Consider the following 26,753-nt stretch of genomic DNA (forward strand, 5'->3'; position numbering starts at 1 on the left):
CGGGTGCGCCCCTGCCGCCCGGTGTGCCGCCGCCGCCTCCGTGACGCAGAGCGCTGATCCGGCGCGCGCCGATTCGGCCGCGCCGGGGTGGGTGTCGCCGGCGCCGTTGGCGCCGGACCGGCGCAGTGCGGACGGCCGCGACCTGCCCAGCCGCACCGACCCGATCGGCGCCGCGCTGACCGACACCATCGGGGGTCCGGTCGGCCGGCATGCGCTGATCGGCCGGCAGCGGTTCATGACGCCGCTGCGGGTGATGCTGCTGATCGCGGTCGTGTTCCTCGCGCTCGGCTACAGCACCAAGGCGGCGTGTCTGCAGTCGACCGGCACCGGGTCCGCCGACCAGCGGGTGGCGAACTGGGAGAACAACCGGGCCTACTACTCGCTCTGCTACTCCGACACTGTCCCGCTCTACACCGCCGAACTGCTCAACCAGGGCAAGTTCCCTTACAAGTCGAGCTGGATCGAGGCCGACGCCAACGGCGACCCGCGCATTCAGCACGACGGCACCGTCGCCGTGCGCTACATGGAGTATCCGGTGCTCACCGGGCTGTATCAGTACGTGTCGATGACGCTGGCCAAGACGTACTCGGCGGTGACGCGGATGGTGTCGGTGCCGGTGATCGCCGAGGTGGTGATGTTCTTCAACATCGCGGCGTTCGGGCTGGCGCTGGCGTGGCTGGCGACGGTGTGGGCGACGGCGATGCTGGCGGTCCGACGCGTGTGGGACGCCGCGCTGGTGGCGGCCTCACCGCTGCTGATCTTCCAGATCTTCACCAACTTCGACGCGCTGGCGACGGCGTTCGCGGTGGGGGCGATGCTGGCGTGGGCGCGGCGAAGACCCGTGCTGGCCGGCGCGCTGATCGGCCTGGGTGTGGCGGCGAAACTCTTCCCGCTGCTGCTGCTCGTGCCGCTGGTGCTGCTCGGGGTGCGCACCGGGCGGCTGCGGGAGGTGGGCCAGACGGCCGGCGCCGCCGTGGTGGCGTGGCTGGTGGTGAACCTGCCGATCATGGTGCTGTTCCCCCGCGGATGGTCGGAGTTCTTCCGCCTCAACACCCGTCGCGGCGACGACATGGATTCGATCTACAACGTGGTCAAATCCTTCACCGGGTGGCAAGGGTTCGACACCGATCTCGGGTTCTGGGAGCCGCCGACGATCCTGAACGCGGTGACCGCGCTGCTGTTCGCGTCGTGCTGCATCGCGATCGGGGTGATCGCGCTGACGGCGCGCCAGCGTCCGCGGGTGGCGCAGTTGGCATTCCTGGTGGTGGCCGCGTTCCTGCTGACGAACAAGGTGTGGAGTCCGCAGTTCTCGCTGTGGCTGGTGCCGCTGGCGGTGCTGGCGCTGCCGCACCGGCGGATCCTGTTGGCGTGGATGACCGTCGACGCGCTGGTCTGGGTGCCGCGGATGCTGTACCTGTTCGGCGAATCGAACAAGGGCCTGCCGGAGCAGTGGTTCACCGCGACGGTGCTGCTGCGGGATCTCGCGGTGATTGGCTTGTGCGCGTTGGTGATTCGGCAGATCTACCGGCCGGAGCTGGATCTGGTCCGGTACGGCGGCCGCATCGACGATCCGGCGGGTGGCGTGTTCGACCGGGCGCCCGACGATCCGCCGCGGTGGCTGCCGGACTGGCTACGCCCGGCCGGGCAGCGGGTGCGGGTCGATGCCGCGCCGCCGGCCGAGCCGGAGTTCGCCGACAGCCGGTGAGCGGGCCGGGTCCCGTTTCCGCGCGAGCAGACACAAAAGCGCCCGTCTTGTCGCCGATTCGGTTCCACTTCGCGTCTGCTCGCCGAGTGATTGCGCGGCGCGATTTCGCAGCTCAGCCCGCTTTCATGTAGCCTGGGCCGGTTGCCGACGCAGGCGACCCTCCTGCCACGGATCGACCGTGGCCGACACGACCATAGGAGGTGATGGGTTTCTCATGCGTCCGTACGAAATCATGGTCATTCTCGACCCCACACTTGATGAGCGCACCGTAGCTCCCTCGCTGGAGACGTTCCTCAACGTCATCCGCAAGGACGGCGGCAGCGTCGACAAGGTCGACATCTGGGGCCGCCGCCGGCTGGCCTACGAGATCGCCAAGCACGGTGAGGGCATCTACGCCGTCATCGACGTCAAGGCCGCCCCGGCCACGGTGTCCGAGCTCGACCGTCAGCTCAGCCTGAACGAGTCGGTGCTGCGCACCAAGGTCATGCGGACCGACAAGCACTAGTCACCGAACGGGTGTGCACGTCGTAGCACTTCCGTAGGCTCGCCTGCGACTAGTGCTCGAACACCACCGCCAGCGCTGAGCGCGTGCGCGAAGAGCTGAACACATCCAGGAGGACCTCGTGGCTGGTGACACCACCATCACCGTCGTCGGAAATCTGACCGCCGACCCGGAACTGCGTTTCACCCCGTCGGGTGCGGCCGTCGCCAACTTCACCGTGGCGTCGACCCCGCGCATCTACGACCGCCAGAGCGGTGAGTGGAAAGACGGCGAGGCGCTGTTCCTGCGCTGCAACATCTGGCGCGAGGCCGCGGAGAACGTGGCCGAGAGCCTGACCCGCGGGTCGCGCGTGATCGTGACCGGCCGGCTCAAGCAGCGGTCGTTCGAGACCCGCGAAGGTGAGAAGCGCACCGTCGTCGAGGTCGAGGTCGACGAGATCGGCCCGTCCCTGCGCTACGCCACGGCCAAGGTCAACAAGGCCAGCCGCAGCGGCGGCGGTGGCGGCGGATTCGGCGGTGGCGGCGGTGGTGCCCGCAGCGGCGGTGGCGGCGGCCAGTCGGCGCCCGCGGAGGACCCGTGGGGCAGCGCGCCCGCGTCGGGTTCGTTCAGCGGCGCCGACGACGAGCCTCCCTTCTGATCAACCTTTGAAGCAGTGAGAAAGAGATAGCGACATGGCCAAGACCAACAAGCGGCGGCCGGCCCCGGAGAAGCCGGTCAAGACCCGCAAGTGTGTGTTCTGCTCCAAGAAGGGCAAGGGGCAGGACATCGATTACAAGGACACCGCGCTGCTGCGGACCTACATCAGCGAGCGCGGCAAGATCCGTGCCCGTCGGGTCACCGGTAACTGCGTGCAGCACCAGCGGGACGTCGCCATCGCGGTGAAGAACGCCCGCGAGGTGGCCCTGCTGCCGTTCAGCTCCTCGACGCGGTAGTCACACGGGATACGGGAGAGCAACGAGATGAAACTGATTCTGACCGCTGACGTGGACCACCTGGGCGTGCCCGGGGACACCGTGGAAGTCAAGGACGGCTACGGCCGCAACTACCTGCTGCCGCGCGGGCTGGCGATCGTCGCCAACCGCGGTGCGCAGCGCCAGGCCGAGGAGATCCGGCGGGCCCGCGAGGTCAAGACCGTGCGCGACCTCGAGCACGCCAAGGAGATCAAGACGGCGATCGAGGGCCTCGAGTCCGTCGCGCTGCCGGTGAACGCCTCGGCCGAGACCGGCAAGCTGTTCGGTTCGGTGACCGCCGGCGACGTCGTCGCCGCGATCAAGAAGGCCGGCGGCCCCAACCTCGACAAGCGCACCGTCGTGCTGCCCAAGACCCACATCCGGAGTCTGGGCTCGCACTCGGTCACGGTGCGGCTGCACCCCAGCGTCGAGGCGCAGGTCGCGCTGGACGTCGTCGCCGAAAGCTGACGCAAGCGTCAATACGCCCGGGTGGGAACCGCTTTGGTTCCCACCCGGGCGTTGCTGTATGGCTGGCGAACTCGTCGGAGCGCGCCGGCCGTAGCGAACAACACTTGCTGTTAACCTGGCCGGTGCGTACCCGCTACACAACACGCCCGACACGGCAACCAACGACGACACGCCGGGCGAGTTCCCATCAACAGGTATCCACCGGTGTTGTAGTGCGTGTATCTGCGGATATATCCGCAGAACGAACAATCATCCACAGGTTCTCCCCAACGCCTCAACATGGGTGTCCAGAGCTATCCACACGCCGTCCACAGGCTTATCAACAAGCCCGCGTTGCGCCCCCTCCAGCAACGCTCTAGCGTGAGCCGTCGCACGGCGTTGTCGGCGTCCTGACCTAGAGTCGCGATCAGCCGAAAACGAACGCACGTTCGAGAGACAGGGGGAGCCGTGGCTGTCGTGGACGACCTTGGTCATCCGGATATGGATGCCCCGCCTCCCAGTGAGGAGTTCGGTCGGCAGCCACCCCATGACGCCGCCGCGGAGCAGGCCGTGCTGGGCGGCATGCTGCTGAGCAAGGACGCCATCGCCGACGTGCTCGAGCGGTTGCGCCCGGGTGACTTCTACCGGCCCGCCCACCAGAACGTCTACGACGCGATCCTCGATCTGTACGGACGCGGGGAGCCGGCCGACGCCGTCACCGTGGCCGCCGAACTGGATCGGCGCGGGCTGCTGCGGCGCATCGGCGGGGCGCCGTATCTGCACACGCTGATCTCCACGGTGCCGACCGCGGCCAACGCCGGGTTCTACGCCGGCATCGTCGCCGAGAAGGCGCTGCTGCGCCGGCTGGTGGAGGCGGGCACCCGCGTCGTGCAGTACGGCTACGCGGGTGCCGAGGGCGCCGACGTGGCCGATGTGGTGGACCGCGCCCAGGCGGAGATCTACGACGTCACCGAGCGGCGGGCGGCCGAGGACTTCGTGGTGCTGGAGGAGATCCTGCAGCCCACCATGGACGAGATCGACGCGATTGCCTCACAGGGCGGGATCGCGCGCGGTGTGCCGACGGGGTTCACCGAACTCGACGAGGTGACCAACGGTCTGCATGCCGGGCAGATGATCATCGTCGCCGCGCGTCCCGGTGTCGGGAAGGCGCTGGCGCTCGACACCCCGCTGCCGACACCGGCCGGCTGGACCACCATGGGTGATGTCGCGGTGGGGGACCGGCTGCTCGGCGCGGACGGTGAGCCGACGACGGTCGTCGCCGCCACCGACGTGATGCTGGGCCGCCCGTGTTTCGAGGTGGAGTTCTCCGACGGCACGGTGATCGTCGCCGACGCCGCCCACCAGTGGCCGACGGCGTCGGGGGTGCGCACGACGGCGCAGCTACGGTCTGGGCTGGACAGCATCGCGGCGGCGGGCTCGCTGGGCCGGTTCGCGGGCGGCCGGGGCACCGCGCTGCTGGCGGCCGCAGTGCACATTGAGGCGGTCCGGCGGCTGCAGACCGTCCCCGTGCGGTGCGTGGAGGTCGATAATCCCGAGCATCTGTATCTGGCCGGGCCGGGCATGGTGCCGACGCACAACTCCACGCTGGGCCTGGATTTCATGCGGTCGTGCTCGATCAAGCACCGGCTGCCCAGCGTCATCTTCTCGCTCGAGATGAGCAAGTCCGAGATCGTGATGCGCCTGCTGTCGGCGGAGGCGAAGATCAAGCTCGCCGACATGCGGTCGGGCCGGATGACGGACGACGACTGGACCAAGCTCGCCCGCCGGATGAGTGAAATCAGCGAGGCGCCGCTCTACATCGACGATTCGCCGAACCTGACCATGATGGAGATCCGGGCGAAGGCGCGGCGGCTCAGCCAGAAGGTCGGGCTGCGGATGATCGTGGTCGACTACATGCAGCTGATGACGTCGGGCAAGAAGTACGAGTCGCGCCAGCAGGAAGTCTCGGACTTCTCGCGAAGCCTGAAGCTGATGGCCAAAGAGCTCGACGTGCCGGTGATCGCGATCAGCCAGCTGAACCGTGGACCCGAGCAGCGCACCGATAAGAAGCCGATGGTGTCGGACCTTCGTGAGTCGGGCTGTCTGACGGCCGATACGCGGATCCTGCGGGCGGACAACGGTGCCGAGGTGACGCTCGGGGAACTGGTGGCCAGCGGTGAGCGGCCGCTGGTGTGGTCGCTGGATCAGCGGATGCGTATGGTGGCGCGGCCGATGACCAACGTGTTCTCCAGCGGTCACAAAGAGGTGTTCAGTGTCCGGCTGGCATCCGGGCGGACCGTCAAGGCGACGGGCAATCACCCGTTCATGACGCTCGACGGGTGGATCGCACTGGACCAGTTGAAGATCGGTGACCGGGTGGCGGCGCCGCGCCAGGTGCCCGAGCCGGTTCAGACGAAGCGGATGGCCGATGAGGAGGTCGTCCTGCTGGCGCACATGATCGGTGACGGGTCGTGTGTGAAGCGGCAGCCGATACGGTACGCCAGCATCGACGAGCAGAACCTCGCCGCGGTCACCGCCGCGGCGCAGCACTTCGGTGTGACGGCGGTGCGCGACGAGTACGCCGCGGCGCGGGTGACGACGCTGCGGCTGCCGGCGCCGTACCGGCTGACGCACGGTAAGCGCAACCCGATCGCGGCGTGGCTGGACGAGCTCGGACTGTTCGGGCTGCGTAGTTACGAGAAGTTCGTCCCCGAGCGGGTTTTCGCGCTGCCGACCGACCAGATCGCACTGTTCCTCCGGCACCTGTGGGCGACGGACGGCTCGGTGCGGTGGGACGCGAAGGCCGGTCAGGGCCGGGTGTACTACGCCTCGACGAGCCGACGGCTGGTCGACGATGTCGCCCAACTGCTGCTGCGGGTAGGGGTGTTCGCGCGAATCAAGCGCGTGATCAAGGCCAACTACCGCGAGTGCTGGCATCTGTACATCTACGGGGCGGAGAACCAGGCGAAGTTCCTCCACGATGTAGGGGTGCACGGTGAGCGCGGGGTCTCGGCGCGGCAGGTGCTCGGGAATCTGACGAGCGTGGTGCGGAACCCGAACTCCGACACAGTGCCCCAGGCGGTGTGGGACCAGGTGCGAGACCTGTTGGCGGCAAGGCAGATGACGCACCGGGAGTTCGCGGCGGCGATGGGTTCGCGGTTCTGCGGGTCGACGATGTGGAAGCACTCGCCGAGCCGGTCACGGCTGGCCCGGGTAGCGGAAGTGCTTGCCGACGAGCACATCACGATGTTGGCGACCAACGACGTGTTCTGGGACGAGATCGTGGAAATCACCAGCATCGGTGAGCAGGATGTCTACGACGGAACCGTCGACGGCACGCACAACTTTGTTGCGCAGGGGATTTCACTTCACAACTCGCTGGAACAAGATGCCGACATGGTGCTGTTGCTGCACCGCCCGGATGCTTTCGACCGAGACGACCCCCGGGGTGGGGAAGCGGATTTGATTCTGGGTAAGCACCGAAACGGTCCGACGAAGACGATCACGCTGGCGCATCAGCTGCACTTGTCGAGGTTCGCGAATATGGCGCAGTCGTAGGGTGGCCTGTGGCTTCCCGAGTTTTATGTCCTTATCCCATATCAAATGTCCACTCGATGTCCATATGGACATGAAAGTGGGATTCTTGATGCGTACCAGATTCGCTCGACGCGCAGTTGCGCATGAGCCGGGGGTAGAGCGGCCGGCATGCTAGAGGCCGGCGCCACCGATTAACGCGTAAGAAGCTGAGCGCTAGGACATCAATGCTAGCCAAACCACTACAGGACGGCCAGCCAGGACCCGTCTGAGTTCGAGGGGGACCCGATTGGTGGTCCAGTCGCTATGCGACTGTCAGTCGATGGGTCGTGGTGCACTGTAGGGCAAACTCTGACGGGGTGAGTTCGCCATGGGCGGAGTGGGGCCGGTTGGCGTTGTAATCGGCTCGCCAGTCCTCGATGATCACCCTGGCCTCCAGCAGCGAATCGAAGCGCCACGCGTTGAGCAGTTCATCCCGCAGGCGGCCGTTGAACGACTCGATCCATGCGTTCTGCCAGGGCGAGCCGGGATCGATGAAAAGCGAACCGGCACTGTCGAATCGGCACCAATCGCTCACGGCATGAGCCACGAACTCAGGCCCGTTGTCGAAAAGCACGTAGTGCGGCGCCCCGTGCATGAGGGCCAGTCGATCCAACACCTCGACAACGCCGTCGGCATCGATGGACCGATCCACCTCGATGGCCAAGGCTTCGCGGGTGAACTCGTCGATCACGTTGAGCATCTTGAGGGTGCGGCCGTCGCCGGTGGTGTCGAACTGAAATCCATCGCCCAGATCACGTTCGGACGAATCGGCGACATCGCACCCACCGCGACACCGATCCCGGTGGAGCTCTTTCGATTCGATGGTCAGGCGTGCTGGTCGGCGTGGATGATCGGCGCGATGGTCCGCTGGAGTTCGTCGAGGTGGTTCTCGTAGACCCCTCGCGGGGTGGTTCCGTGCGTCAGACAGACCTTGGCGGCCGCGGCCGTAGCGATCGCGTGCTGTGCGCCGTTGCCCATGAACTTGGTGACCGATCCAGCCACGTGGGTGACGCTGATGTGCTTGCCCGCCATCATCAGATTCGCGACATCGGCGGAGTATAGGCACCGGAATGGCACTTCGAACGGCTCGTGATCGCGCTCGTCCCACTTCCAGTCCTTGAGGCGGAAGTCGTACGTCTCGTGTCCCGGGTAGTGAAGGCAGAACGCGCCCGCGTTCATGGCAACAGCGTCGGGGAACGATCGATGCTTGCGGATGTCGTTCTCGGTGAGTACCAGATCACCGCGGTACCTGCGGAACTCGCCCTGCGCCGGGACGTGGGCCACCCAATCGAGGGCGAGGTTCGCGTAGGTCTCGGGTTCGAGGACCTTGACGTTGGAGAAGGTGCCGTAGATCGCGCGGAGCAGGTGGTCCCGGATCCGCTCGGCCTCGGTGTAGGGATCCAGGTCCTGGCCGTACTCCCAGAAGTGGCTGGCAGGAAAGAGCATCCGTCGCCGGATCGCGGGGTCGGGGTTCCGCGCGGTGCCGGCGACGGGGCCCGGACCGTTGTCCGAGCCGGGCCGTTGCAGTTGGCCGCCGAGGTTCGCGTAGTCCTTCGCCACCTCCACGGCCCAGGGAACGTCGGGGAAGGGCGTGGGGCGGTCGCTCTCCCGGGTCCGGAAGAACACGGTGTTCCCGTGGTGCGTCTCGACGCGCTCCTCCGGCGCAAGCGGCTCGCCGAATTCCGCGCGGCTCTCCTGACCGAACATGGTGGCTGCGCCGACGAGCAGGCCGAGAATCGCGGTGCCGGTGCAGTCGATGAACATCGATGCGCGCAGCCGAATCTCACGGCCTGTCCGCGCGTCCCGGGCATCCATCGAGACGATCCGGTCACCGTCGAGCACCGCGTCGTACACCTGGTGCTCCAGAAAAACGGTCACCGTCGGCTCCGCCTCGAGGATGTGCAACGCGTGCAGGTCACCGTCCCCCGACCGCGACGCCAACTCCTTGACCAGCGGGCCCGTCACCCCACGCGGGGTGATCCCGATCTCGACGCTGGCGTTCCCACCCAACACCGGGCGGTTCTGCACCAGGGCGACTACCAGACCGAGCCTGCCCGCGGCGAGTGCCGCGGCGGACCCAGTCACGCCCCCGCCGGCGATGACGACGTCGAAGGATCCGGCGTCCACCGGAACATCGGGAAGGCCACGTAGACGGCGGCGCCAGGCACGGGCCTCCGGACCTCCCCCCTCCGGTGGGACGTCGTCAGTGGTGGTGAGGTAGATCGCGTCACATCGGCCGTCGAAGCCGGTCAGATCGCTCAGCGTGATGACCGCAGGCCCGTGGGTGAGGTCGACGATGCCTGCATCCTGCCAGTGCCAATCGAGTCCGTCCGCACCGAATTCCACCGGGAGCGGTTGACCGTCGATCGCGACAGTGAACCGCCCCGGATGATGCTCGGGAACCCAGTCCTTGGCTCGCACCCACACGCGGTAGCGGCCGCCCTGCTCGACGTCGATCGTGGTGGTGGCGTCGGCGACCGGAGTGCCCAGGCCGTGCGCGAGCAGATAGGGTGAACCCATCGCCGACTCGAACTGCGAATCCAGCGTCCAACCGCCGAAGTCGTCGAACTCGGGCGCCGAGACGAGGATGTGGACGGCGTTCATGCCGTCGCAGGCGCGGTGGTCACCTGTGCGTCCGCGCGCTTGTTGTAGGCGTCGAAGGCTGTGTAGGCGCGGTAGTAGGTGAACATCTGCAGGCCCCACGCGGCGAGAGCGAGGGTGTAGAAGAGTGGGCGGTCCAGCATGTCTTCCTCGGGGATCGGGAAGAAGTCGTACGTGATCGCGATGAATGAGGCGAACATCGTCGCCACCCCGGACCAGATTGCGTGGCTGTGCTCACCGATGTCCCAGAGTCGTTTGCAGAAGTAGGCAAGGAAGCAGCTGGTGAGCAGGTTGGCGACGAGCAGGAAGGTTTCCGCGGCGAGCTTGAACGACGACTCCTGGTAGCCGAGGAAGACGAATCCGCCGACGGCGGCGAGCGCGAAGGCGCCGATCTCGACGGCGAGTGACGGCTTGTAGCGGTGTGTGACCTGCATCAGGCCGAGGACGAGGACGAGCGTAATGCCGAAGGATCGCGAGAACGCGTCGAGGAACGCTGCGGCGGTGTACATCGGGCTGTCATGTCCGGCCTTGATCGCGGCGAACACCATGAAGTTGGTGCAGGACGTCGCGACGATGATCCATTCGAGTCCGAGGAGGTAGTTGTGATGTCCGCGGATGAACTTGATGCCGTACGTGTAGCCGACGACGATCGCCCAGACGACGGCGATCATGAACAGGATCTCGATCATGGTGACTCTCCTTGGGGTTATCGGGAGGTGAGGGCGGTCCGGGGTTCCAGGAGTCCGGGCAGCCGGTCGGAGACGATGGCTCGCGCGTCGGCGACGATCTGGTGGACGACGGTGGCGCAGTCCGCGACGTCGTCGATGAGCCCCTGGGCTTGGCTGGCCCACCACATGCCGTCCTCGACGTCGCCGTCGAGGTAGACGTTCTTGCGGGCGCGAGCGCCGCTGGCGAGGTGCGCGATGTCCGCGAACGCCGCACCGGGCCGGGCCGAGATCTCGGCGATCTCGGTGGAGACCGAGTTGCGCGCCGCACGGGCGGTGTTCCGGAACTCGCGGAACACGATCTGTGTGTCGAGTTCGCTGTTCGAGACGATCTGCTGCTTGACGTTCGGGTGGATCGGCGCCTCCGTGGTCGCCATGAACCGGGTGCCCATATTCACCGCGTCGGCGCCCAGCGCCAAGGCGGCGACGAGGCCGGCGCCGGTCGCGATGCCGCCGCTGGCGATGACCGGGATGCTCAGCGCTTTCGCGGCGGCGGGGATCAGCACGAGGCCGGGGATGTCGTCGTCGCCGGGGTGTCCGGCGCACTCGAAGCCGTCGATGCTGACGGCGTCGACCCCCAGTTGCTCGGCCTTGAGGGCGTGCCGCACGCTCACCGCCTTGTGAATCACCTTGACCCCGGCCGCGTGGAAGGCCGGCAGGTGCGGGGCGGGGTTCCCTCCGGCGGTCTCGACGATGCCGATGCCGGCGTCGATGATTGCGTCGCGGTACTCGTCGTAGGGCACTGGATCGATGGTGGGCAGGATCGTCAGGTTCACGCCGAAGGGCTTGTCGGTGAGTTCGCGGCAGCGGGCGATCTCCGCGCTGAGGGCGTCGGGGGTTGGCTGGGTCAGCGCGGTGAGGAATCCGAGCGCTCCTGCTTCGGCGACGGCGCCGATTAGATCGGCCGTCCCGACGGCGGTCATGCCGCCGCAGACGAGGGGGTGCTCGACGCCGAAGGTCTCGGTGAAGCGGGTGGTGAACATCAGCGGGTCCGATCTGTGAGTGCGGAGACGCGGTCGAAGGCGCGGTCGGCGAGCCACCCGGCATACAGTGCGGGGCCGCTGACCACGCTGGGCCAGAAGCGCTTACGGCCGTGCCAGATCGCCTCGAGGTCCGCGTGGCGGGGCGCGCCGCCGACATGATCGGCCAGGAGGTGGCCGACGTACTGGGCCTGGGCGAAGCCGTGACCGTTGCAGGCCTGGGAGTACAAGACGTTGTCCGAGGCCTCGCCGGCCGCGGGCATCCACGTTCCGCTCATGGAGATCCAGCCGCCCCACACGTTCTGGAATCCGACATCGCGCAGACCGGGGAACCGCTCGCGGAAGCCGCGGACCAGATCCTCGGCGACAGCGGGCGAGGGGGCGCGCTCAGGCAGTGGGTTGCGTCCGGCCTCGACCCGGCGCGTGCCGAAGACGATCGTGCCGCGCGGCGTCACCCGGTGGTTCTCGAGGATCATGTGCAGCGACACCATCGGCGCGCGGCTGGTCCAGCCGATCGCGTCGAGACGTTCCGGCGCGATCGGCTCGGTCTCCAGCAGGCACGTGTACGTGGGGGTCGCGAGGTTCTTCGGGGCGATCGAGAACGCACCGTTGTCGGCATTGGTCATCAGGAGTGCACGCTTTGCGTGGACGGTGCCGCCGGGCGTGTCGACGGTGACGCCGTCCCCGGCGTCCGTGACGTCCCGGGCGGGCGTGTACTCGTACACGCGAACCCCGGCGGCGATCGTGGCGCGGCGGAGGCCGAGAACGAAGTCGCCGGGGTTGAGCGTGCCGCCCACCCGTTCGCGCACCCCGCCGAGGAACCCCTCGGGAAGCCCGGCCTCGCGGCCGCCGACGAACTCGGCCGCCGCCCCGTTCTTCTGCAGCACCTTCGCGATCCGACGGGCGCGACGCAGCTGGCCGTGGGTCACGGCGGCCATCACGATGCCGGTCTTGACGTGCCCGCAGTCGATGGCGTGCTTGTCGATGGCCTCCTCGGCGAAGTGCACCGCGTTCTCCGCGTACCGGTACAGCGAACGCAGGCGGTCCGGTTTCACAAGGAGATCGATCATCTCCGGATCGGCGGCGATCGAGTTAGTGATGTAGCCCGCGTTGCGGCCGCTCGCGCCCGCGCCCAGGGTCCGGGCCTCCAGGAGTATGACGTCGGCGCCCTTCTCCGCCAGGCGGATCGCGGCGGCCATGCCACCTCCACCGCCGCCGATCACAACGACGTCGCACCGAACGTCGCCGGCCAGCTGCGGCTCGGTGACGGACGGGGGCGCGGCCCAGCCGGTGTCGTACAGCACCTTCACTGCAGTGCCTCCTTCGGGAGAACTCCGGTACCGCGTGCACGAACGGCGACGATGGGGGGATCAAGTACTAGGGAGTGTCCGGTGTCGTCGGCGGCGCGGCACACGACACGCAGCTCGAAGTCGATGGTCCGGCTGCGGGTGCCCTTCTTAATGAGTACGGCCTGGGCTTCCACGATGTCGCTGCCGCGGATCGGGGCGAGGAACTCCACCGAGGAGTACCCGGCGAACAGGCCTTCGTGACCGTCCACTTCGATCGACAGGTTTGTTCCCACGTCGCCGAACAGCTTGAGTGCGTACGCCCCGTCGACGAGGTTGCCTGCGTAGTGCGCGTCGGAGAAGGCGACGTAACGCCTGTGGATGACGGTGTCGTTCATAGTGATCACTCGATCTCCTGGTCGATGCGGCCGACGCGCTGCGCGCCGGTCTCCCGCGCGTGGTCGATGATGTCGGCGATCCAGTCGACCGACTGCTCGATGGACATCACCACGTTGCTCGCCAGCGCGGGACTCTGGGGTCCGGCGACCATGAAGAAGTTCGGGAAGCCGGCGGTCATGACGCCGAGGTAGGTCCGGGTGCCCTCGTTCCACACGTCCCGCAGCCGACCCCGTCCTCGCCACGAAGGCCGAGGCCATACAAGGGCCCGGTGAACGCATCGAAGCCGATGGCAAGCACGATGGCGTCGGCCTCGTACTCACCCTCCGACGTGACGATCGAGGTGTGGGTGTGCTCATGTGTGCTGCCGCTCTCTAGATGTTCGATTGTCTGGGTCAAATGACTATGAAATGAGAGTGGCAGTGCTCCGTGTCACGGTCAAGGGGCGAAAACCCTAGTGGAGGCTGACCGAGACACCTGACCGGCTTGTCCCCGAATCGGTGTAGTGTCGCCGATGATTGCGGCTGGAGCGCCGTGTTCCCACTGCATGGAGGCTCGAATGACCCGTATTCCCGCCGCCGAGCGGCGTTCCGAGCTTGTGGACGCCGCAGTGCGCGTGATCGCGATCCGCGGGGTCGACGGCGCAACGACCCGCCGAATCGCGGACGCGGCGGACGCGCCGCTCGCCACGCTGCACTACTGCTTCTCCTCGAAGGAGGAGTTGTTCGCGGAGGTCTTCCGATTCGTCGCGGGCCAGTATCGGGAAGTTCTGGCGCGCAACGATTGTCATGGCGACGTGAAGGAGACCGCGCGCTCGCTGATGCGGGGGGTGATGGAGTGGTACGTCGCGAACGAGGACCTCGGCCGCGCGATCATCGAGCTGATCAGCTGGGCGCGGCGGCAGGCCAGCGAGCAGGCGGTGATGGTGTACACCGAGGCGAACTCCGCGCTGCGCACGATCCTGGAGGCCGACGCAGCTGCGGCCGGGCAGTCGCTCGCTCAGCGGGCGATCGACGAGCTGGCGTACATGGTCACGGTGCTCTCGGACGGCTTCGCCATGAACTGGCTGGTGTTCGCGGACCGTGACGCCGCACCCGCCCACATGGACCTCACCGTCCGCGCGCTGGACGCGTGGATGGACGCGAATCTGGACGCCGATCCAGGCGCCGGGCCTGGCGCGCATGACGCGCATTCGGCGAGGTCAGTGGGGGCGCTGCTGTCCTGGGTCGAGCTGGCGTGAGCGCAGCAAAGGGCCGTTCGCCGACTCCCGATTTCCCCGGGTGTCCGGGGGTCTGCGACGCCTCGGGAAGGAGCGGCTCGGTCATTCATGGTCATATGAATAAGTCGCATGACTAGAATCGGGAGGTGCACGTCAAACGGCGAAGCCGGAACCACCGATGAAATGAGAAAGCGATGACCGCACCGAAAACCGTCCGCGAGGAGACCACCCGCGTCGCAGTGATCGGCGCGGGCATGTCCGGCCTCATGGCTGCGACCACGCTGTCCGCACAGGTCGACGACATCTTCGTCCTCGAGGCCGCCGACCGCGCCGGCGGGCGGGTCGAGACGGTCCGCCAGGGCGACTACTGGATCAACGTCGGAACGCAGTTCACCGAGGGCACGGGCCCGCTCATCGAGGCTCTGGACCGCCATGGTGTCGCGCGGGGCAGCCTCGCTGGCAAGGGGGTCGCGCTCGGCCTGAACGGCGAGGTGATCGATACGTCCAATCCGGTGCAGCTCATGTTCTCCAGGGGCATGACCTTCGTCGATCGAATCGGCATGGCCGTCGTCGGCGCCCGGGTCGTCTCAGGGGCCGTGGCGCTGGGCCTGAACCCCGACGGCGCGATCGGCCGCCGGGTCCGCGCGTCGCTCGACCGCAAGCCCGGTACCTCGCTCGTGCGCGGCGTGCGGTCTTCGGCCGCCCGCGCCGTCGTCCGGGCGTGGGCGGCGCAGTGGATGGGCTGCGAGCCGGAGGAGACCGCCGCGACGCAGTTTGTGTACTCCGTGGGGATCGCCATCGCGGATCCGGAGAAGGTACCGAACTTTTCGCTCCCCGTCGGCGGCAACCAGACGCTGACGGACATCCTCGCCGAGGACCTGGGCGAGAAGATCCGGCTGGGCGCCACCGTGAACACGGTCGAATGGGACGACGACGGTGTCGTGATCGAGTACGAGGACGCGAATGGCCCGGTGCGTCTTCGCGCCGAGCGCGCGGTCGTCACCGTGCCCGCCGACGTCGCCACGCGGATCCTTCCGGGCCTCCCGCAGTCATACCGGGACGCGTACGACGACATCGACTACGGCCGCTACGTCGTCGTCGGGTTCTTCACCGAGGAGGCCGGCGAACGCCAGGCGTGGGACGACTTCTTCGCCGTGTCGACCCCCCTGCTCGAGTTCCAGGCGGTGTTCAACCACGCCGCGGCGCAGCGCGGCAAGGGCCCGCGGAAGCCGGGCGGCGCACTGGCGTGCTTCGCAGGCGGGGCGAAGGCGGACGCCCTGCTCGATCTACCCGACGAGGAGATCGCCGAGCGGTTCAGCCGGGACCTCGTGGCGCTGTACCCGCAGCTGAAGGGCAAGCTCGGGACTCCCATCGTCCGCAAGCACCACCGCGTCGTCCCGTTCTGGGCGCCGAACAAGCGCGCGTCACTGCCGGTGCTGCGCGAGCCGATCGGCCCGATCCACCTCGCCGGTGACTTCCTGCTCGACGTGCCGTCGCTCGCGGACGCGACGGCGTCCGGCGAGCGGGCGGCGAAGGCCGTTCTCACCGAACTCGGCATCGCCGCGGCGGACTGAGCAAGAACGGTCAAGCGGCGGTGGACCAGGCGGTCATTCGGACCTTCGCCCTCGCCTACGGACATTCGCCCTCGCAGCTTCCGCCACCGTCGGGGCGGGACGGGCTGTTGTTCCCGCGCGCCTTCGACTTCGAGCTCGTCGAGTGGGCGCGCAACAAGGCCTACCTGTGCGGCCGCTACCGGTTGGTCCGCGCCCGCTCGTGACGATCGGAGTGGGTGGTGCACAGTGCACCGGTCCGTCACAGAACACGGAGCACTGCGCGGTAGCTCACAGCAGGAGTGCACAGGCATCGTCGAAGCATCACAGCTCCGCCCGTCACGGAAGGCCCCACGATGAACGCATCGACCCACCAGACCGACGAGTTCGACATCGTCATCATCGGCGCGGGCATCGCCGGCATCGGCGCCGCGAAGTACATCACGGAGGCCTTCCCCGGCAAGCGGGTGGTGATTCTCGAGGGACGCGCGAACATCGGTGGCACGTGGGATCTGTTCAAGTACCCCGGGATCCGCTCCGACAACGGCCTGCACACATATGGCTACGAGTTCAAGCCGTGGACGGACCCCGACGCGATCGCGGAGGCTCCGAAGATCCTGAACTACCTCCAGGAGACGGTCGACGAGTACGACCTGAGCCGGCTCATCCGGTTCGAGCACGCCGTGGAGCACGCCTCTTGGTCGTCCGCCGACGCCCGCTGGACCCTCGACGTCCGGACCCCCGACGGCGACCGGACCATCAACACGAACTGGGTCTTCGCCGGCACCGGCTACTACCGCTACGACGAGGGTTACACCCCGCACTTCGAGGGCCGCGAGGACTTCCAGGGCGACATCATCCACCCGCAGCACTGGCCCGAGGGCTACGACTACGCCGGAAAGAAGGTCGTCGTGATCGGCAGTGGCGCCACCGCCGTGACGATGATCCCGTCGATGCTGAACCATGCGGGCGCCGCCGCGCACGTCACGATGCTCCAGCGCACCCCTACCTACGTGGTCGCCTGGCCAAAGGTCGATTCCACGGCGCTCCTCTTCACCAAGTGGTTCGGCGAGAAGCGGGGCTACGCCATCACCCGGTTCGCCAGCATCTGGGCCGAACGCGGCCAGGTGAAGTTCATGCGCGCGTTCCCGCGGATCGCGCGTGCTCTGGTCCGCAAGCAGAACCGGTCCCTGTTGCCGAAGGGCTACGCGGTGGACACCCACTTCAACCCGCCGTACGACCCGTGGGATCAGCGTCTGTGCCTGTCGCCCGACGGGGACTTCTTCGAGGCGCTGAGCGGTGGCGGCGCCTCCGTCGTGACCGACCGGATCGAGCGGTTCACCGAGACAGGGATCGCGCTCGAATCCGGCGAGCACCTCGACGCCGACCTCATCGTCACGGCGACCGGCCTGAACATGCGCCTGCTCGGCGGGATCGACTTCGACGTCGACGGCGAACCGGTTCACATCCCGGACACCGTCGCCTACCGCGGCACCCTGCTCACGGGGCTGCCCAACCTGTCCATCGCGATCGGCTACACCACGTCCGCCTGGACGCTGAAGATCGGCATCGTCGCCCGCTACCTCTGCGACCTGATCAAGCACATGGACGCCTTCAGCTACGACAGCGTCCGGGTCGACGCCGATCCCACGATGGAGCGCCGGCCGATCCTCGACCTCGACTCGGGCTACGCCCAGCGCGCCCGCGACGTCATCCCGAAGCAGGGCACGGGCATGTTCCAGATGTCGATGTCGTACCAGCAGGACGCGAGAATCCTGCGCGGCCCCTTGCTCGACGACGCCCTGCAGTTCGGCTCCACCCGCGACCAGACCGCCGGCGCGTCCACCAAGGAGCGGGTCGATGCCTGAGGACCTCGACCGGTTCGCCGCCCTCCCCTGCGGAACCCGCGTCTGCTTCCGCATCGACGGCCCCGCCGACGGCACGCCGGTCCTGCTGGTCGCGGGCCTCGCCGAGGACCTCACCACCTGGTCCGAGCGGTTCGTCTCCGCGCTCGTCGCGACCGGTTTCCAGGTGATCCGGATGGACAACCGTGACTGCGGACGGTCGACCTACGCGACGACCCCGCCCCCGAACAGGCTGCGCCAGCTGCTCGGCCGGCCGCGCCGGGACTCCTACACGCTCGCCGACATGGCCGCCGACACCGCGCAGCTGATCGAGCACCTGGGTCTCGGCCCGGTGCACCTCGTGGGACGGTCGATGGGCGGAATGATCGCGCAGACCGTCGCCGCTCGGTACCCGCACCTCGTCACCACCCTCACCTCGCTGTACTCGACCACGGGCGACCCGAAGGTGGGACAGCCGGCACCGTCGACCTGGGTCCTGATCTCGGCGCCACCGCCACGCAACCGGGTGGGCGCGGTCCGCGCGCACCTGCGGATGACCGCGCATTTGGCCGGCACCGCGTACCCGATCGACGAGGCGGAGGAGGCCGCGCACGCCGTGACGACCTTCGATCGCACCGCCGGCGACGCGGTGGCCGGGACTTCCCGCCAGCTCCAGGCGATTCAGGCCTCGGGCGACCGCACCGAGGAGATCTCGCGGATCGCGGCCCCCACGCTCGTCATCAACGGCGACCGGGACCTCATCGTCGCGCCGTCCGGCGGCGACGCCACCGCGGCGGCTATCCCCGGGGCACGGCACATCGTCATCCCCGGCATGGGCCACCACCTGCCGGACGCGCTCGCGCTCCGCATCGCCGATCTCGTCGTCGGCCATCTCGAACGAGCGGTGGTGCGATGACGGCGACGGTCGGGCCGGCAGCCGCCACCGGCACCGAGTTGCAGCGGCCCCTCGGAGTCTCGCAGATCGTCTTCATGGTCGTGGCCGTGGCGGCGCCGCTGACGGTGTTCGCGCCCTGGCGAACGTCCTTCTGGGCGTGATCGGCGCGTCGGTTGTCACGGGCCGGTCTGGGCCCTCGTGCTGCACCGGCGTCGGCCGGACGTGTGCCGCCTTCGAGTGACCCGACCGTCCGGGGATCAGGAAGCACCGAACGGGATTCATCTCAGTCCATCGAGCAAGGAACCACCATGGAAACCACCCTCTCGCCCGCAACGCAGGTCCGGGTCGCGATCGACGACGACGCCACCCCCGTCGTCCGGCTGATCGGCCGCACCCTGCGCGACGCGGCCCGGATCGATCACGCCCCCGACGTCCTCGGGCGCGGGGCCGGCACCGTCGCCGTCCGCTCACACGCCACCCCGCAGGCCGCCACCGTCACCTTCGCCGATGGTGCCGTCGCCGTGACGGGCGGCGTCTTCGGACCGACCGATGCGACGGTCACCGTCGACCTCGACTCACGGTTCGCCGCGACGGCCATCGAGGGTGATGCGGAGCTAGCCGACGCCGTCCTGCGCGTCCTGCAGGTCCCGCTGCCCGATTGGCGCGAAGCCGGCGCGCGGTTCTGGGACACCACCCGCGCCGTCCGCGGCGTGCCCGACGTCCTCGTCGCCGTGGCGACGGGACCGCACCGCCGCGAGGAGGCCCGCTTCGGGACGGGAGCCACGACCTACCGCATGGTCGGCACGGCCGACGCGCTCGCCGGCGTCTTCACCGGCGCCGACTTCCTGTTCACCGCCCTGGAACGCGGTCTGGGCGTCCAGGGCAGCATGGCCCAGCTCTCGGCCATGACCGCCGCGTCCTGGAAGGCCCGCTACGATGTCTGATCCCATCCCGCCCAAGGCGTATCGCGTGGAGGCCACCAACCACGACGGCAGCTTCATGGGCAAGTACGTCACAGCCGCGAAGTTCGACTCCGGCAAGACCTCCGGGTTCGCGTTCGCCGACGTCCTGTTCGCCATCGATATGGGCACCGACCTCGTCTTCGGCGACCCGTACCCCGAGTGGCGCGGCAACCTCTACGACATCGCGCTGCTGCCCGACATGACCACGCTCGTGGAATGGAAGCCCGGCGTCCACTCCGTGATCGGCGACTTCTGGCTCAAGGACGGCAGCCCCAACCCGATCTGTCCGCGCAACCTGGTGCGCCGGCAGATCGCTCGACTCGCCGCCCTCGGGTACACCGCGACGGTCGCCGTGGAGATCGAGACCACCCTGTTCGAGGAGTCGATCCAGGAGGCCCGGGCCCGCGGCTACCGCGACCTGACCCCGCTGGGCGGCGAGACGGGGGCGACCTACAACCTCGCCCGGTCGTCGGACTGGATCGACTACATGGAGGCCGTCACCGACCGGCTCGACGAGCTGGGCATCGTGTGGGAGGCCTGGACCGACGAAGCCGCCCCCGGCCAGACCGAGCTGAACATCGCGCCGAATGACCCGCTGACCCTTGCCGATTCGTGGGTGCGCACCAAGCAGGTCATGCGCGAGATCGCCTGCGAGAAGGGCCGATCGGTGACCTTCATGGCCAAGCCGACCGCGGGCTTCGGGCAGGGAGCTCACCTGAACGTCTCGCTGCAGCGCGACGGTGAGAATCAGTTCTACGCGCCGGACGGGCCCTCCGAGCTCATGCTCAACGCGATCGGCGGCCTGATGGCGACGATGGCCGGCAACACCCTCATCTCGCTGCCGCAGATCACGTCGTACCGACGCCTCGTCGACGTCTCGGGACCACCGACGACCATCAGTTGGGGTGTCAGCAACAAGACGGCGGCACTGCGCGCCGTCGTCGGACACCCCAAGTACTCCCGCCTCGAGTACCGGGTGCCCGGCTCGGACGTCAACCCCTACTACGCGCTCGGCGGCGTCCTGGCCGGGATCGTCGCGGGCATCGAGAAGAAGCTGCAGGCGCCGCCCCAGGTCGAGGACATGGCGTGGTGCCTGCCCGACGACTGCGGCGTCGAGCGGATCCCCGACTCGATGACGAAGGCGATCACCGCGCTCGACGCCGATGAGCTCCTCCGCGAGTACCTCGGCGACGAGTTCGTCGACTTCTGGACGGCGTCGCGCCGGTGGGAGTGGATGCAGTTCCACACCACGGGCGGTGACCCGTACGCCGAACTCTCCGAGTGGGAGTCCCGTCGCTACTTCGAGTTCTCATGAGCCGCAAGCCCCTCGTCGGTATCACCGGCCGCAGATTCCAGCTCAGCCTGCTCGCCGGCGCCGACCCCCGGTACGGCAAGGCGTGCATGGACTCCTTCATGTCCTCGTTCGCGACACGCATCGCGCAGGCGGGAGGCGTGCCCGTGCACCTGCCCTACGACGCCGATCCCGCCGACGCCTGCGAATGGCTGTCCGGCGTCGTCATCACCGGCGGTCAGGACGTGCACCCCGCCCGCTGGGGCGGCGACGCCTCCGTGGTCCGCGACATCGACCCCCGCACCGACACCAACGCCCACGACCCCGAACGCGACGAGTACGAGTTCGTGCTCACCCGCGCCGCGATCGACCGCGGCATCCCACTCCTCGGCGTGTGCCGGGGAGTCCAAGTGCTCAACGTCGCGCTCGGCGGCACTCTGATCGCCGATCTGCCGCCCGGACCGGTCCCGCACCTGTCGCAGCAGGGCGCGCCCACCGACGGCGACGCCGAGCACGTGGTGACCTTCGAACCCGGATCGACCGCGGCACGGATCTTCGGCCCGAGCATGCTCACCAACTCGTGGCACCACCAGGCCTTGGACCGGTGCGGATCGGGTCTCGTCGTGACCGGCCGCACCGCCGACGGGGTGATCGAGGCGGTCGAGGTGCCCGGTGCACCGATCCTCGGCGTGCAGTGGCACCCCGAGTGGATGGCGAGCGACGACCAGGCCATGGCCTGGATCGTCGACGAATCGACGAAACGACAGGAAGCCTGAGGATGACCCTCGACACGACCCGACTCGGCGGCGCACCGCCAACGCGGCGCGCCGTCGCCGCCGACGAAATCGGCGACCCACCCCGCATACGGACCGTCACCGGTCTGCTCGCCGACGGTGCCGCCGACACCCCCGACGCCGAACTACTACGCTTCGGCGACGAGTCGTGGACCTACGGGCAGGCTGACGCGGCCTCGTCGCGGCTCGCGCACCGCCTCATCGAGACCGACGGGATCGCCCCGGACGACCGCGTCGCCATCATGCTGCCCAACATCGCGGGCTGGCCGCTCACCTGGCTGGCCGCGCTCAAGGCCGGAGCCGTGGCGGTGCCCGTCAACTCCGCCTATCGCGCCGCCGACCTGCAGTTCGTGCTCACCGATTCCGGCGCGCGGGTGATCGTGACCGACGCCGATCATCTCCCGCTCGTGCGTGAGGTGATCGACGGAGACCCCGACCTCATGGGGATCGCGGTGGTGGACATCGCGGACACGGCCGACGCCTCGTTCCCCGCCACGCCGCCCGAGGTCACGGTCGGACCCGACACGCTCGCCAACCTGCAGTACACCTCCGGCACCACGGGATTCCCGAAGGCGTGCATGCTGACCCACGACTACTGGACGCGGATCGGCTGGGCGTGCGCCGCCGCGGTGGGGCTCGGCCCGGACGACGTCCTGCTGACCGCGCAGCCCTTCTCGTACATGGACCCGCAGTGGAACACGGTGCTGGCGCTCACGACCGGCGCCCAGCTGGTGGTGCTGCCCCGCTTCTCGGCCTCCGGGTTCATGGCCGACGTCCGTCGCCACGGGGCGACGTTCTGCTACGTGCTCGGCTCCATGCCGACGCTGTTGTTCAAGCAGTCGCCCGCCCCGGAGGACCGGGACCACCGCCTGCGCGCCGTGTTCTGCTCGGCGATACCCGTGGCACTGCACGCCGATCTCGAGGAACGCTGGGGCGCGCCCTGGCGCGAGGTGTACGGGATGACGGAGACGGGGATCGACCTGTTCAGCCCGTTCGACGACGCGTCCGCCGTCGGCACCGGAACGCTCGGAGACCCCCTGCCCACCAAGCGGATCCGGATCGTCGACGCCGACGGCGCCGAGGTGCCCGACGGAACGCCCGGCGAGCTGACGGTGTCCGGCGCCCCGATGATGCTGGGGTACTGGAACCGGCCGGACGCCACGGCGGAGACGCTGCGCGACGGGTGGCTGCACACCGGCGACGTCGCGGTGCACGACGAGCACGGCTACCGGCTCGTCGGCCGGCTCAAGGACATGGTGCGCCGCGGAGGCGAGAACGTCGCCGCCGTCGAAGTCGAGGCCGCGCTCGAGCACGACGACGCCGTGGTCGCGTCCGCGGTCGTCGCCGAGCCCGATCCGGTGCTCGGCGAGGAGGTCAAGGCGTTCGTCCAGCTCGCCCCGGGGCTCGCCGCCGATCGTGCGGCGGCCGCGGCGATCATCGCCCGGGTAGCGGGCCGCCTCGCGAAGTTCAAGGTGCCGCGGTACGTCGAGTTCGTCTCGGACTTCCCGCGCACCCCATCCCAGCGGGTGTCCAAACCCACTCTCAAGGCCCGTGCCGCCGAGGTGCCCGGCACGGTCTTCGACCTCCGCGCCCCGGCACCGTCGAACAAGGAGAACCCCGTGCAAGAGACCGTCGATCCCACCGAGCACGTCCTCGTCGAGGTGGTGCGCGAGGTCGCCGTGATCACGCTGCGCCGCCCCGACAAGCTCAACGCGCTGACTGTCGGCATGCGGCGTCGCCTCGCAGCCCTCATCCGTGAGTACGGCACGGGCGAGCGCGCCCGCGGCATCGTGCTGACGGGTACCGGTCGCGCGTTCAGCGCCGGCGAGGATCTCTCCGCGGCGCCGACGAGCTTCGGCGAGATGCGGGTCAGTTTCGAGAGCTTCCACGATGTCACGCGCGCCGTGATCGAGACACGCGTGCCGGTAGTCGCCGCAGTGAACGGGATCGCCGTCGGCGGCGCCTCGGAGATCACGCTGTGCTGCGACGGCCGGATCGGTGTGCCCGAGACGGTGTACTACCAGCCGGAGAACTCCCGCGGGCTGACCATCTCGAACGCGTCGAGCCTGCTGCTGCCGCGGATCGTCCGCGGGCACGCGATGCGGATGATCCTCGGATCGGAGCGCATCGCTGCCGATGAGGCGCTCCGCATCGGCCTGCTCGACGAGGTCATCGAGCCGACCGTCCTCGTCGATCGCGCCGTCGACACGATCCACGCCTGGACGCCGGAGGGCGCGAACACCACCGCCCTGCACCTGGAACTGCTGCGCCCGACGCTCGACGAGATCGAGCGCGCGTTCGCCCGCGAGGACGCCGCGGCCGACGAGGCGTGGAACAGCGGCGCCCTGACCGCGGGCGTCCAAGGCTTCTGGGACGCCCGCAGCACACCCGCCGCCGCTACCACCGGAGGAACCCGATGATCACCACCCGCGCCGCCGTTCTCACCGCCGTGGGCGAGTCGCTGCAGCTCACCGGCATCGTCGTCGACGATCCTCAGCCGCACGAGGTCCGCATCGCCGTCACGCACGTCGGCCTGTGCCACAGCGACCTGCACTACATTTCCGGCACCGTCCCCACCGAACTGCCGGTCGTGGTCGGGCACGAGGTCGCGGGCGTCGTCGAGGCCGTCGGATCCGCGGTCACCGGGCTGCGCCCGGGGGACCGGGTCACCGGTGCGCTCACGCCGTCGTGCGGGCAGTGCCGGAACTGCGACGCCGGGCACTCCACGCAGTGCCAGCGGCAGGACGAGATCCGCCGGCGCCCGCGGCCCGCGTACGCGCTGCCCGACGGGGCACCGATAGCCCGGCTGGGCGACGTGGGCGCGTTCTCCGAGCACATCCTGCTGCGCGCCAACGCCGTCGTGAAGCTGCCCGACAACGTCTCGACCCGCGTCGGCTGTCTCCTGTCGTGCTGCATCGTCACCGGTGTCGGCGCCGTCTTCCGCGGGGCGCAGGTGCGGGCCGGTTCCACGGTCGCCGTGATCGGCTGCGGCGGCGTCGGTTCCGCCATCATTCAAGGCGCGCGACTGGCGGGCGCGTCGGCGATCGTCGGCATCGACCTCGACGACGCGCGGTTGGCGGCGGCGCGCTCCTACGGCGCCACCCACACGGTGAACGGCGCCTCGGACGTGCCGGCCGCGATCCGCGAAATCCTCGGCGACGGTGTGGACTACGCCTTCGAGGCGGTCGGATCGGCCCGGACGGCGGCCACCGCGCTCGCCGCGGTGCGCGGTACCGGCACCGCGTGCCTCGTGGGGATCGCCCCGATGGGTACCGACGTCGCCGTGCCCGCGCACGACTTCTTCTTCTCCGAGAAGAAGCTGATCGGCTCGTACATGGGCTCCGGCCAGGCGCGGGAGGACATCGCGCAGATCGCCCGGCTGTACGAGCAGGGCCGTCTGCTACTCGACGAGATGGTGACCGATGTGATCCCGTTCGAGCGGATCAACGAGGGCTTCGAGGCCATGAAGTCGGGCGATGTCACGCGCATCGTCGTCGCCATGCCCGCCGCGTCGGACGCCCCCGTCCGAGCCGACGCCCGACCCGAGACCGCGGAGGCGATCCGGTGACCACCACGAACACCACGCTCGCGCAGCCGCGCAGCTACATCGCCGGCGAATGGATCGACTGCGAGACGCTCGACACCTGGAACGTCGACCCCAACACGGGCGAGCCAGTGCACCGGATGGTGACCACTGCCCCCGCCGACCTCGAGCGGGCGCTGAAGCTCGCGGAGCGGGTGTACGAGCGCACCGACTTCACCGCCGACGACTTCCGCCTCGAGCGCGCCGACGCGCTGGAGCGGGCCGCGGCGAAGGTGGAGGAGCGGCTCGAGGAGATCGCCCGCACCGACGCGCTCACCAGCGGCACGGCCATCAGCGCGACGCGCAAGGTCGCGGCGTTTCTGCCGTACCGCCTGCGCGGGGCCGCCGCCGAGGCGCGGAACATCGCTCGCGTCACGCCGCTCGCCGCCGACGGGCGCGACGTCCGGCTGCACCGGATCCCGTGGGGGCCTACCGCGATCCTCACGCCGTGGAACGGGCCCAGCTTCATTCCCGCGGCGAAGACGGCCAGCGCGATCGCCGCCGGCTGCCCGGTGATCCTCAAGCCCTCCGAGCACGCCCCCGCGAGCGCGCAGGTCATCGTCGAGTGCTTCGCCGACGCCGGCCTGCCCGAGGGGGCCCTGCAGCTCGTGCACGGCACGGGCGACATCGGCGCGGCGCTCACCGGGGACCGGCGCGTCCAGGTCGTGTCGTTCACGGGCGGCCCCGGCGCCGGGCGGGCCATCGCCCGCGCCGCCGCGGAGGACTTCAAGGTCCTCCAACTGGAGCTGGGCGGCAACAACCCGGCGCTCGTCCTCGACGACGCCGACGTCGACGTCGCCGCCGACGGAATCCTCACGGGCATGACGAACCTCAACGGTCAGTGGTGCGAGGGGCCGGGCAAGGTGCTGGCACCGCACCGGCTGGTGCAGCCCCTGCGGGAGGCGCTGGCCGCGCGGATCGCGAAGCTCCGGATCGGGCACTCGCTCGACGAGGGCACCGACATCGGCCCCATCTCCAACGAGCCGCACTACCGGACGCTCCTGCAGCGGATCGACGGCCTGCGCGCGCTGGGCGCGAACATCGACCAGCCTGGCGAGCTGCCCGAGCTCGCCGGGTACTTCCTGTCCCCGACGATCGCCACCGGTTCCGACCCCGACCGCACCACCGCCGAGCTGTTCGGTCCCGTGATCTCGCTCCACGGGGTGGATTCGGACGAAGAAGCGCTGCGTGCCGCGAACGCCCACCCGTCGGGCCTGGACGCCTACGTCTTCAGCACCGATACCGATCGTGCGATCGCCGTCGGTGCCCGCGTCAAGTCCGGCGAGGTACGGGTGAACGGAGCGAAGGTGGCCGACCTCGGGGATGACTCCGCGCAGAGCTTCTGGGGGACGTCCGGCATCGGCGGACACGGACCCGCTGAGTCGGTCCGGGTGTTCTGTGGCCACCGGGTGGTCGGCGTCGACTCGCCCGATCTGCCGATGTGATT

The 26,753-nt window shown here is 68.9% G+C and carries 24 protein-coding genes and 1 pseudogene; 18 read left to right on the top strand and 7 right to left on the bottom strand.

Annotation, left to right across the window (positions count from 1 at the left end):
* The first annotated feature begins 91 nt into the window (after positions 1-91).
* The 6 genes from E4P42_RS18445 (at position 92) to E4P42_RS18470 (ending at position 7,162) form a co-directional block, all read left to right on the top strand.
* The gene (locus E4P42_RS18445) at positions 92-1,705 is read left to right on the top strand and encodes a glycosyltransferase family 87 protein (RefSeq protein ID WP_135127591.1); all 1,614 of its coding nucleotides are present in this window, start codon (positions 92-94) and stop codon (positions 1,703-1,705) included.
* Between the two features lie 214 nt (positions 1,706-1,919).
* A complete protein-coding gene (gene rpsF / locus E4P42_RS18450; RefSeq protein WP_135127529.1) occupies positions 1,920-2,210 on the top strand; it encodes a 30S ribosomal protein S6 in 291 nt (96 codons plus the stop codon).
* Positions 2,211-2,328: 118 nt separating this feature from the next.
* Positions 2,329-2,844 carry a single-stranded DNA-binding protein gene (locus tag E4P42_RS18455; protein WP_135127530.1) on the top strand — a complete coding sequence of 172 codons (516 nt, stop codon included), beginning with the start codon at positions 2,329-2,331 and terminating at the stop codon, positions 2,842-2,844.
* A 34-nt stretch (positions 2,845-2,878) separates the two neighbouring features.
* Positions 2,879-3,139 (top strand): 30S ribosomal protein S18, encoded by a 261-nt coding sequence (rpsR, locus tag E4P42_RS18460; protein ID WP_135127531.1) that lies wholly within the window; start codon positions 2,879-2,881, stop codon positions 3,137-3,139.
* Between the two features lie 27 nt (positions 3,140-3,166).
* On the top strand, positions 3,167-3,625 hold the full coding sequence (gene rplI, locus E4P42_RS18465) for a 50S ribosomal protein L9 (RefSeq protein ID WP_135127532.1): 459 nt from the start codon (positions 3,167-3,169) through the stop codon (positions 3,623-3,625).
* 447 nt (positions 3,626-4,072) lie between these two features.
* A complete protein-coding gene (locus E4P42_RS18470) occupies positions 4,073-7,162 on the top strand; it encodes a replicative DNA helicase (protein WP_167759540.1) in 3,090 nt (1,029 codons plus the stop codon).
* A gap of 280 nt (positions 7,163-7,442) precedes the next feature.
* Here the strand turns inward: E4P42_RS18470 and E4P42_RS18475 are convergent.
* From E4P42_RS18475 to E4P42_RS27455, 7 genes and pseudogenes are all read right to left on the bottom strand, one after another.
* Positions 7,443-7,996, bottom strand: a pseudogene (locus tag E4P42_RS18475) (integrase core domain-containing protein); the annotation flags it as partial.
* Between the two features lie 9 nt (positions 7,997-8,005).
* Entirely contained in the window at positions 8,006-9,784 is a 1,779-nt protein-coding gene (locus E4P42_RS18480) for an FAD-dependent oxidoreductase (protein ID WP_135127534.1), read from the bottom strand.
* On the bottom strand, positions 9,781-10,470 hold the full coding sequence (locus E4P42_RS18485; protein ID WP_135127535.1) for a transporter: 690 nt from the start codon (positions 10,468-10,470) through the stop codon (positions 9,781-9,783). The genes E4P42_RS18480 and E4P42_RS18485 overlap by 4 nt, the downstream gene beginning before the upstream one ends.
* A gap of 17 nt (positions 10,471-10,487) precedes the next feature.
* Complete coding sequence (locus E4P42_RS18490; RefSeq protein WP_135127536.1) at positions 10,488-11,489, bottom strand: nitronate monooxygenase family protein; 1,002 nt, start codon at positions 11,487-11,489, stop codon at positions 10,488-10,490.
* Positions 11,489-12,796 (bottom strand): FAD-binding oxidoreductase, encoded by a 1,308-nt coding sequence (locus E4P42_RS18495; protein WP_135127537.1) that lies wholly within the window; start codon positions 12,794-12,796, stop codon positions 11,489-11,491. The genes E4P42_RS18490 and E4P42_RS18495 overlap by 1 nt, the downstream gene beginning before the upstream one ends.
* Positions 12,793-13,170, bottom strand: a complete 378-nt coding sequence (locus tag E4P42_RS18500; protein WP_135127592.1) for an acyl-CoA hydrolase — start codon at positions 13,168-13,170, stop codon at positions 12,793-12,795. The genes E4P42_RS18495 and E4P42_RS18500 overlap by 4 nt, the downstream gene beginning before the upstream one ends.
* 5 nt (positions 13,171-13,175) lie before the next feature.
* Entirely contained in the window at positions 13,176-13,385 is a 210-nt protein-coding gene (locus tag E4P42_RS27455) for a hypothetical protein (RefSeq protein WP_245234095.1), read from the bottom strand.
* Between the two features lie 342 nt (positions 13,386-13,727).
* On the opposite strand from E4P42_RS27455, the gene E4P42_RS18510 reads away from it, so the two are divergent.
* The 12 genes from E4P42_RS18510 to E4P42_RS18560 all read left to right on the top strand — a co-directional run bounded on the left by E4P42_RS18510 (position 13,728) and on the right by E4P42_RS18560 (position 26,751).
* The gene (locus E4P42_RS18510; RefSeq protein WP_135127538.1) at positions 13,728-14,408 is read left to right on the top strand and encodes a TetR/AcrR family transcriptional regulator; all 681 of its coding nucleotides are present in this window, start codon (positions 13,728-13,730) and stop codon (positions 14,406-14,408) included.
* Positions 14,409-14,581: 173 nt separating this feature from the next.
* On the top strand, positions 14,582-15,961 hold the full coding sequence (locus E4P42_RS18515; RefSeq protein ID WP_135127539.1) for an NAD(P)/FAD-dependent oxidoreductase: 1,380 nt from the start codon (positions 14,582-14,584) through the stop codon (positions 15,959-15,961).
* A gap of 20 nt (positions 15,962-15,981) precedes the next feature.
* Positions 15,982-16,164, top strand: a complete 183-nt coding sequence (locus E4P42_RS18520; RefSeq protein WP_209305811.1) for a hypothetical protein — start codon at positions 15,982-15,984, stop codon at positions 16,162-16,164.
* A gap of 129 nt (positions 16,165-16,293) precedes the next feature.
* Positions 16,294-17,805 (top strand): NAD(P)/FAD-dependent oxidoreductase, encoded by a 1,512-nt coding sequence (locus E4P42_RS18525; protein ID WP_135127540.1) that lies wholly within the window; start codon positions 16,294-16,296, stop codon positions 17,803-17,805.
* Positions 17,798-18,697, top strand: a complete 900-nt coding sequence (locus E4P42_RS18530; RefSeq protein WP_135127541.1) for an alpha/beta fold hydrolase — start codon at positions 17,798-17,800, stop codon at positions 18,695-18,697. Before E4P42_RS18525 ends, E4P42_RS18530 begins: the two co-directional genes overlap by 8 nt.
* Positions 18,694-18,837 carry a hypothetical protein gene (locus tag E4P42_RS27040; RefSeq protein WP_167759541.1) on the top strand — a complete coding sequence of 48 codons (144 nt, stop codon included), beginning with the start codon at positions 18,694-18,696 and terminating at the stop codon, positions 18,835-18,837. The genes E4P42_RS18530 and E4P42_RS27040 overlap by 4 nt, the downstream gene beginning before the upstream one ends.
* Positions 18,838-18,984: 147 nt before the next feature.
* Positions 18,985-19,620 carry a hypothetical protein gene (locus E4P42_RS18535; protein WP_135127542.1) on the top strand — a complete coding sequence of 212 codons (636 nt, stop codon included), beginning with the start codon at positions 18,985-18,987 and terminating at the stop codon, positions 19,618-19,620.
* Positions 19,613-20,953 (top strand): glutamine synthetase family protein, encoded by a 1,341-nt coding sequence (locus E4P42_RS18540; RefSeq protein WP_135127543.1) that lies wholly within the window; start codon positions 19,613-19,615, stop codon positions 20,951-20,953. Before E4P42_RS18535 ends, E4P42_RS18540 begins: the two co-directional genes overlap by 8 nt.
* Positions 20,950-21,705: a gamma-glutamyl-gamma-aminobutyrate hydrolase family protein gene (locus tag E4P42_RS18545; RefSeq protein ID WP_135127544.1), complete on the top strand. Its 756-nt coding sequence runs from the start codon at positions 20,950-20,952 to the stop codon at positions 21,703-21,705. The genes E4P42_RS18540 and E4P42_RS18545 overlap by 4 nt, the downstream gene beginning before the upstream one ends.
* A gap of 2 nt (positions 21,706-21,707) precedes the next feature.
* On the top strand, positions 21,708-24,143 hold the full coding sequence (locus E4P42_RS18550; RefSeq protein WP_135127545.1) for an AMP-binding protein: 2,436 nt from the start codon (positions 21,708-21,710) through the stop codon (positions 24,141-24,143).
* Positions 24,140-25,291, top strand: a complete 1,152-nt coding sequence (locus tag E4P42_RS18555; protein WP_135127546.1) for a Zn-dependent alcohol dehydrogenase — start codon at positions 24,140-24,142, stop codon at positions 25,289-25,291. The genes E4P42_RS18550 and E4P42_RS18555 overlap by 4 nt, the downstream gene beginning before the upstream one ends.
* Positions 25,288-26,751: an aldehyde dehydrogenase gene (locus E4P42_RS18560; protein ID WP_135127547.1), complete on the top strand. Its 1,464-nt coding sequence runs from the start codon at positions 25,288-25,290 to the stop codon at positions 26,749-26,751. The genes E4P42_RS18555 and E4P42_RS18560 overlap by 4 nt, the downstream gene beginning before the upstream one ends.
* Positions 26,752-26,753: the final 2 nt, after the last annotated feature.

This window comes from Mycobacterium sp. PS03-16, from assembly GCF_004570325.1.
Taxonomy (GTDB): Bacteria; Actinomycetota; Actinomycetes; order Mycobacteriales; family Mycobacteriaceae; genus Mycobacterium.

Coding starts and splice junctions, on each gene's coding strand:
- E4P42_RS18515 (WP_135127539.1), top strand. CDS start 14,582: ATGACCGCACCGAAAACCGTCCGCGAGGAGACCACCCGCGTCGCAGTG.
- E4P42_RS18550 (WP_135127545.1), top strand. CDS start 21,708: ATGACCCTCGACACGACCCGACTCGGCGGCGCACCGCCAACGCGGCGC.
- E4P42_RS18555 (WP_135127546.1), top strand. CDS start 24,140: ATGATCACCACCCGCGCCGCCGTTCTCACCGCCGTGGGCGAGTCGCTG.
- E4P42_RS18490 (WP_135127536.1), bottom strand. CDS start 11,489: ATGTTCACCACCCGCTTCACCGAGACCTTCGGCGTCGAGCACCCCCTC.
- rpsR (WP_135127531.1), top strand. CDS start 2,879: ATGGCCAAGACCAACAAGCGGCGGCCGGCCCCGGAGAAGCCGGTCAAG.
- E4P42_RS18500 (WP_135127592.1), bottom strand. CDS start 13,170: ATGAACGACACCGTCATCCACAGGCGTTACGTCGCCTTCTCCGACGCG.
- E4P42_RS18540 (WP_135127543.1), top strand. CDS start 19,613: ATGTCTGATCCCATCCCGCCCAAGGCGTATCGCGTGGAGGCCACCAAC.
- E4P42_RS18525 (WP_135127540.1), top strand. CDS start 16,294: ATGAACGCATCGACCCACCAGACCGACGAGTTCGACATCGTCATCATC.
- rplI (WP_135127532.1), top strand. CDS start 3,167: ATGAAACTGATTCTGACCGCTGACGTGGACCACCTGGGCGTGCCCGGG.
- E4P42_RS18530 (WP_135127541.1), top strand. CDS start 17,798: ATGCCTGAGGACCTCGACCGGTTCGCCGCCCTCCCCTGCGGAACCCGC.
- E4P42_RS18510 (WP_135127538.1), top strand. CDS start 13,728: ATGACCCGTATTCCCGCCGCCGAGCGGCGTTCCGAGCTTGTGGACGCC.
- E4P42_RS18545 (WP_135127544.1), top strand. CDS start 20,950: ATGAGCCGCAAGCCCCTCGTCGGTATCACCGGCCGCAGATTCCAGCTC.
- rpsF (WP_135127529.1), top strand. CDS start 1,920: ATGCGTCCGTACGAAATCATGGTCATTCTCGACCCCACACTTGATGAG.
- E4P42_RS18485 (WP_135127535.1), bottom strand. CDS start 10,470: ATGATCGAGATCCTGTTCATGATCGCCGTCGTCTGGGCGATCGTCGTC.
- E4P42_RS18480 (WP_135127534.1), bottom strand. CDS start 9,784: ATGAACGCCGTCCACATCCTCGTCTCGGCGCCCGAGTTCGACGACTTC.
- E4P42_RS18535 (WP_135127542.1), top strand. CDS start 18,985: ATGGAAACCACCCTCTCGCCCGCAACGCAGGTCCGGGTCGCGATCGAC.
- E4P42_RS27040 (WP_167759541.1), top strand. CDS start 18,694: ATGACGGCGACGGTCGGGCCGGCAGCCGCCACCGGCACCGAGTTGCAG.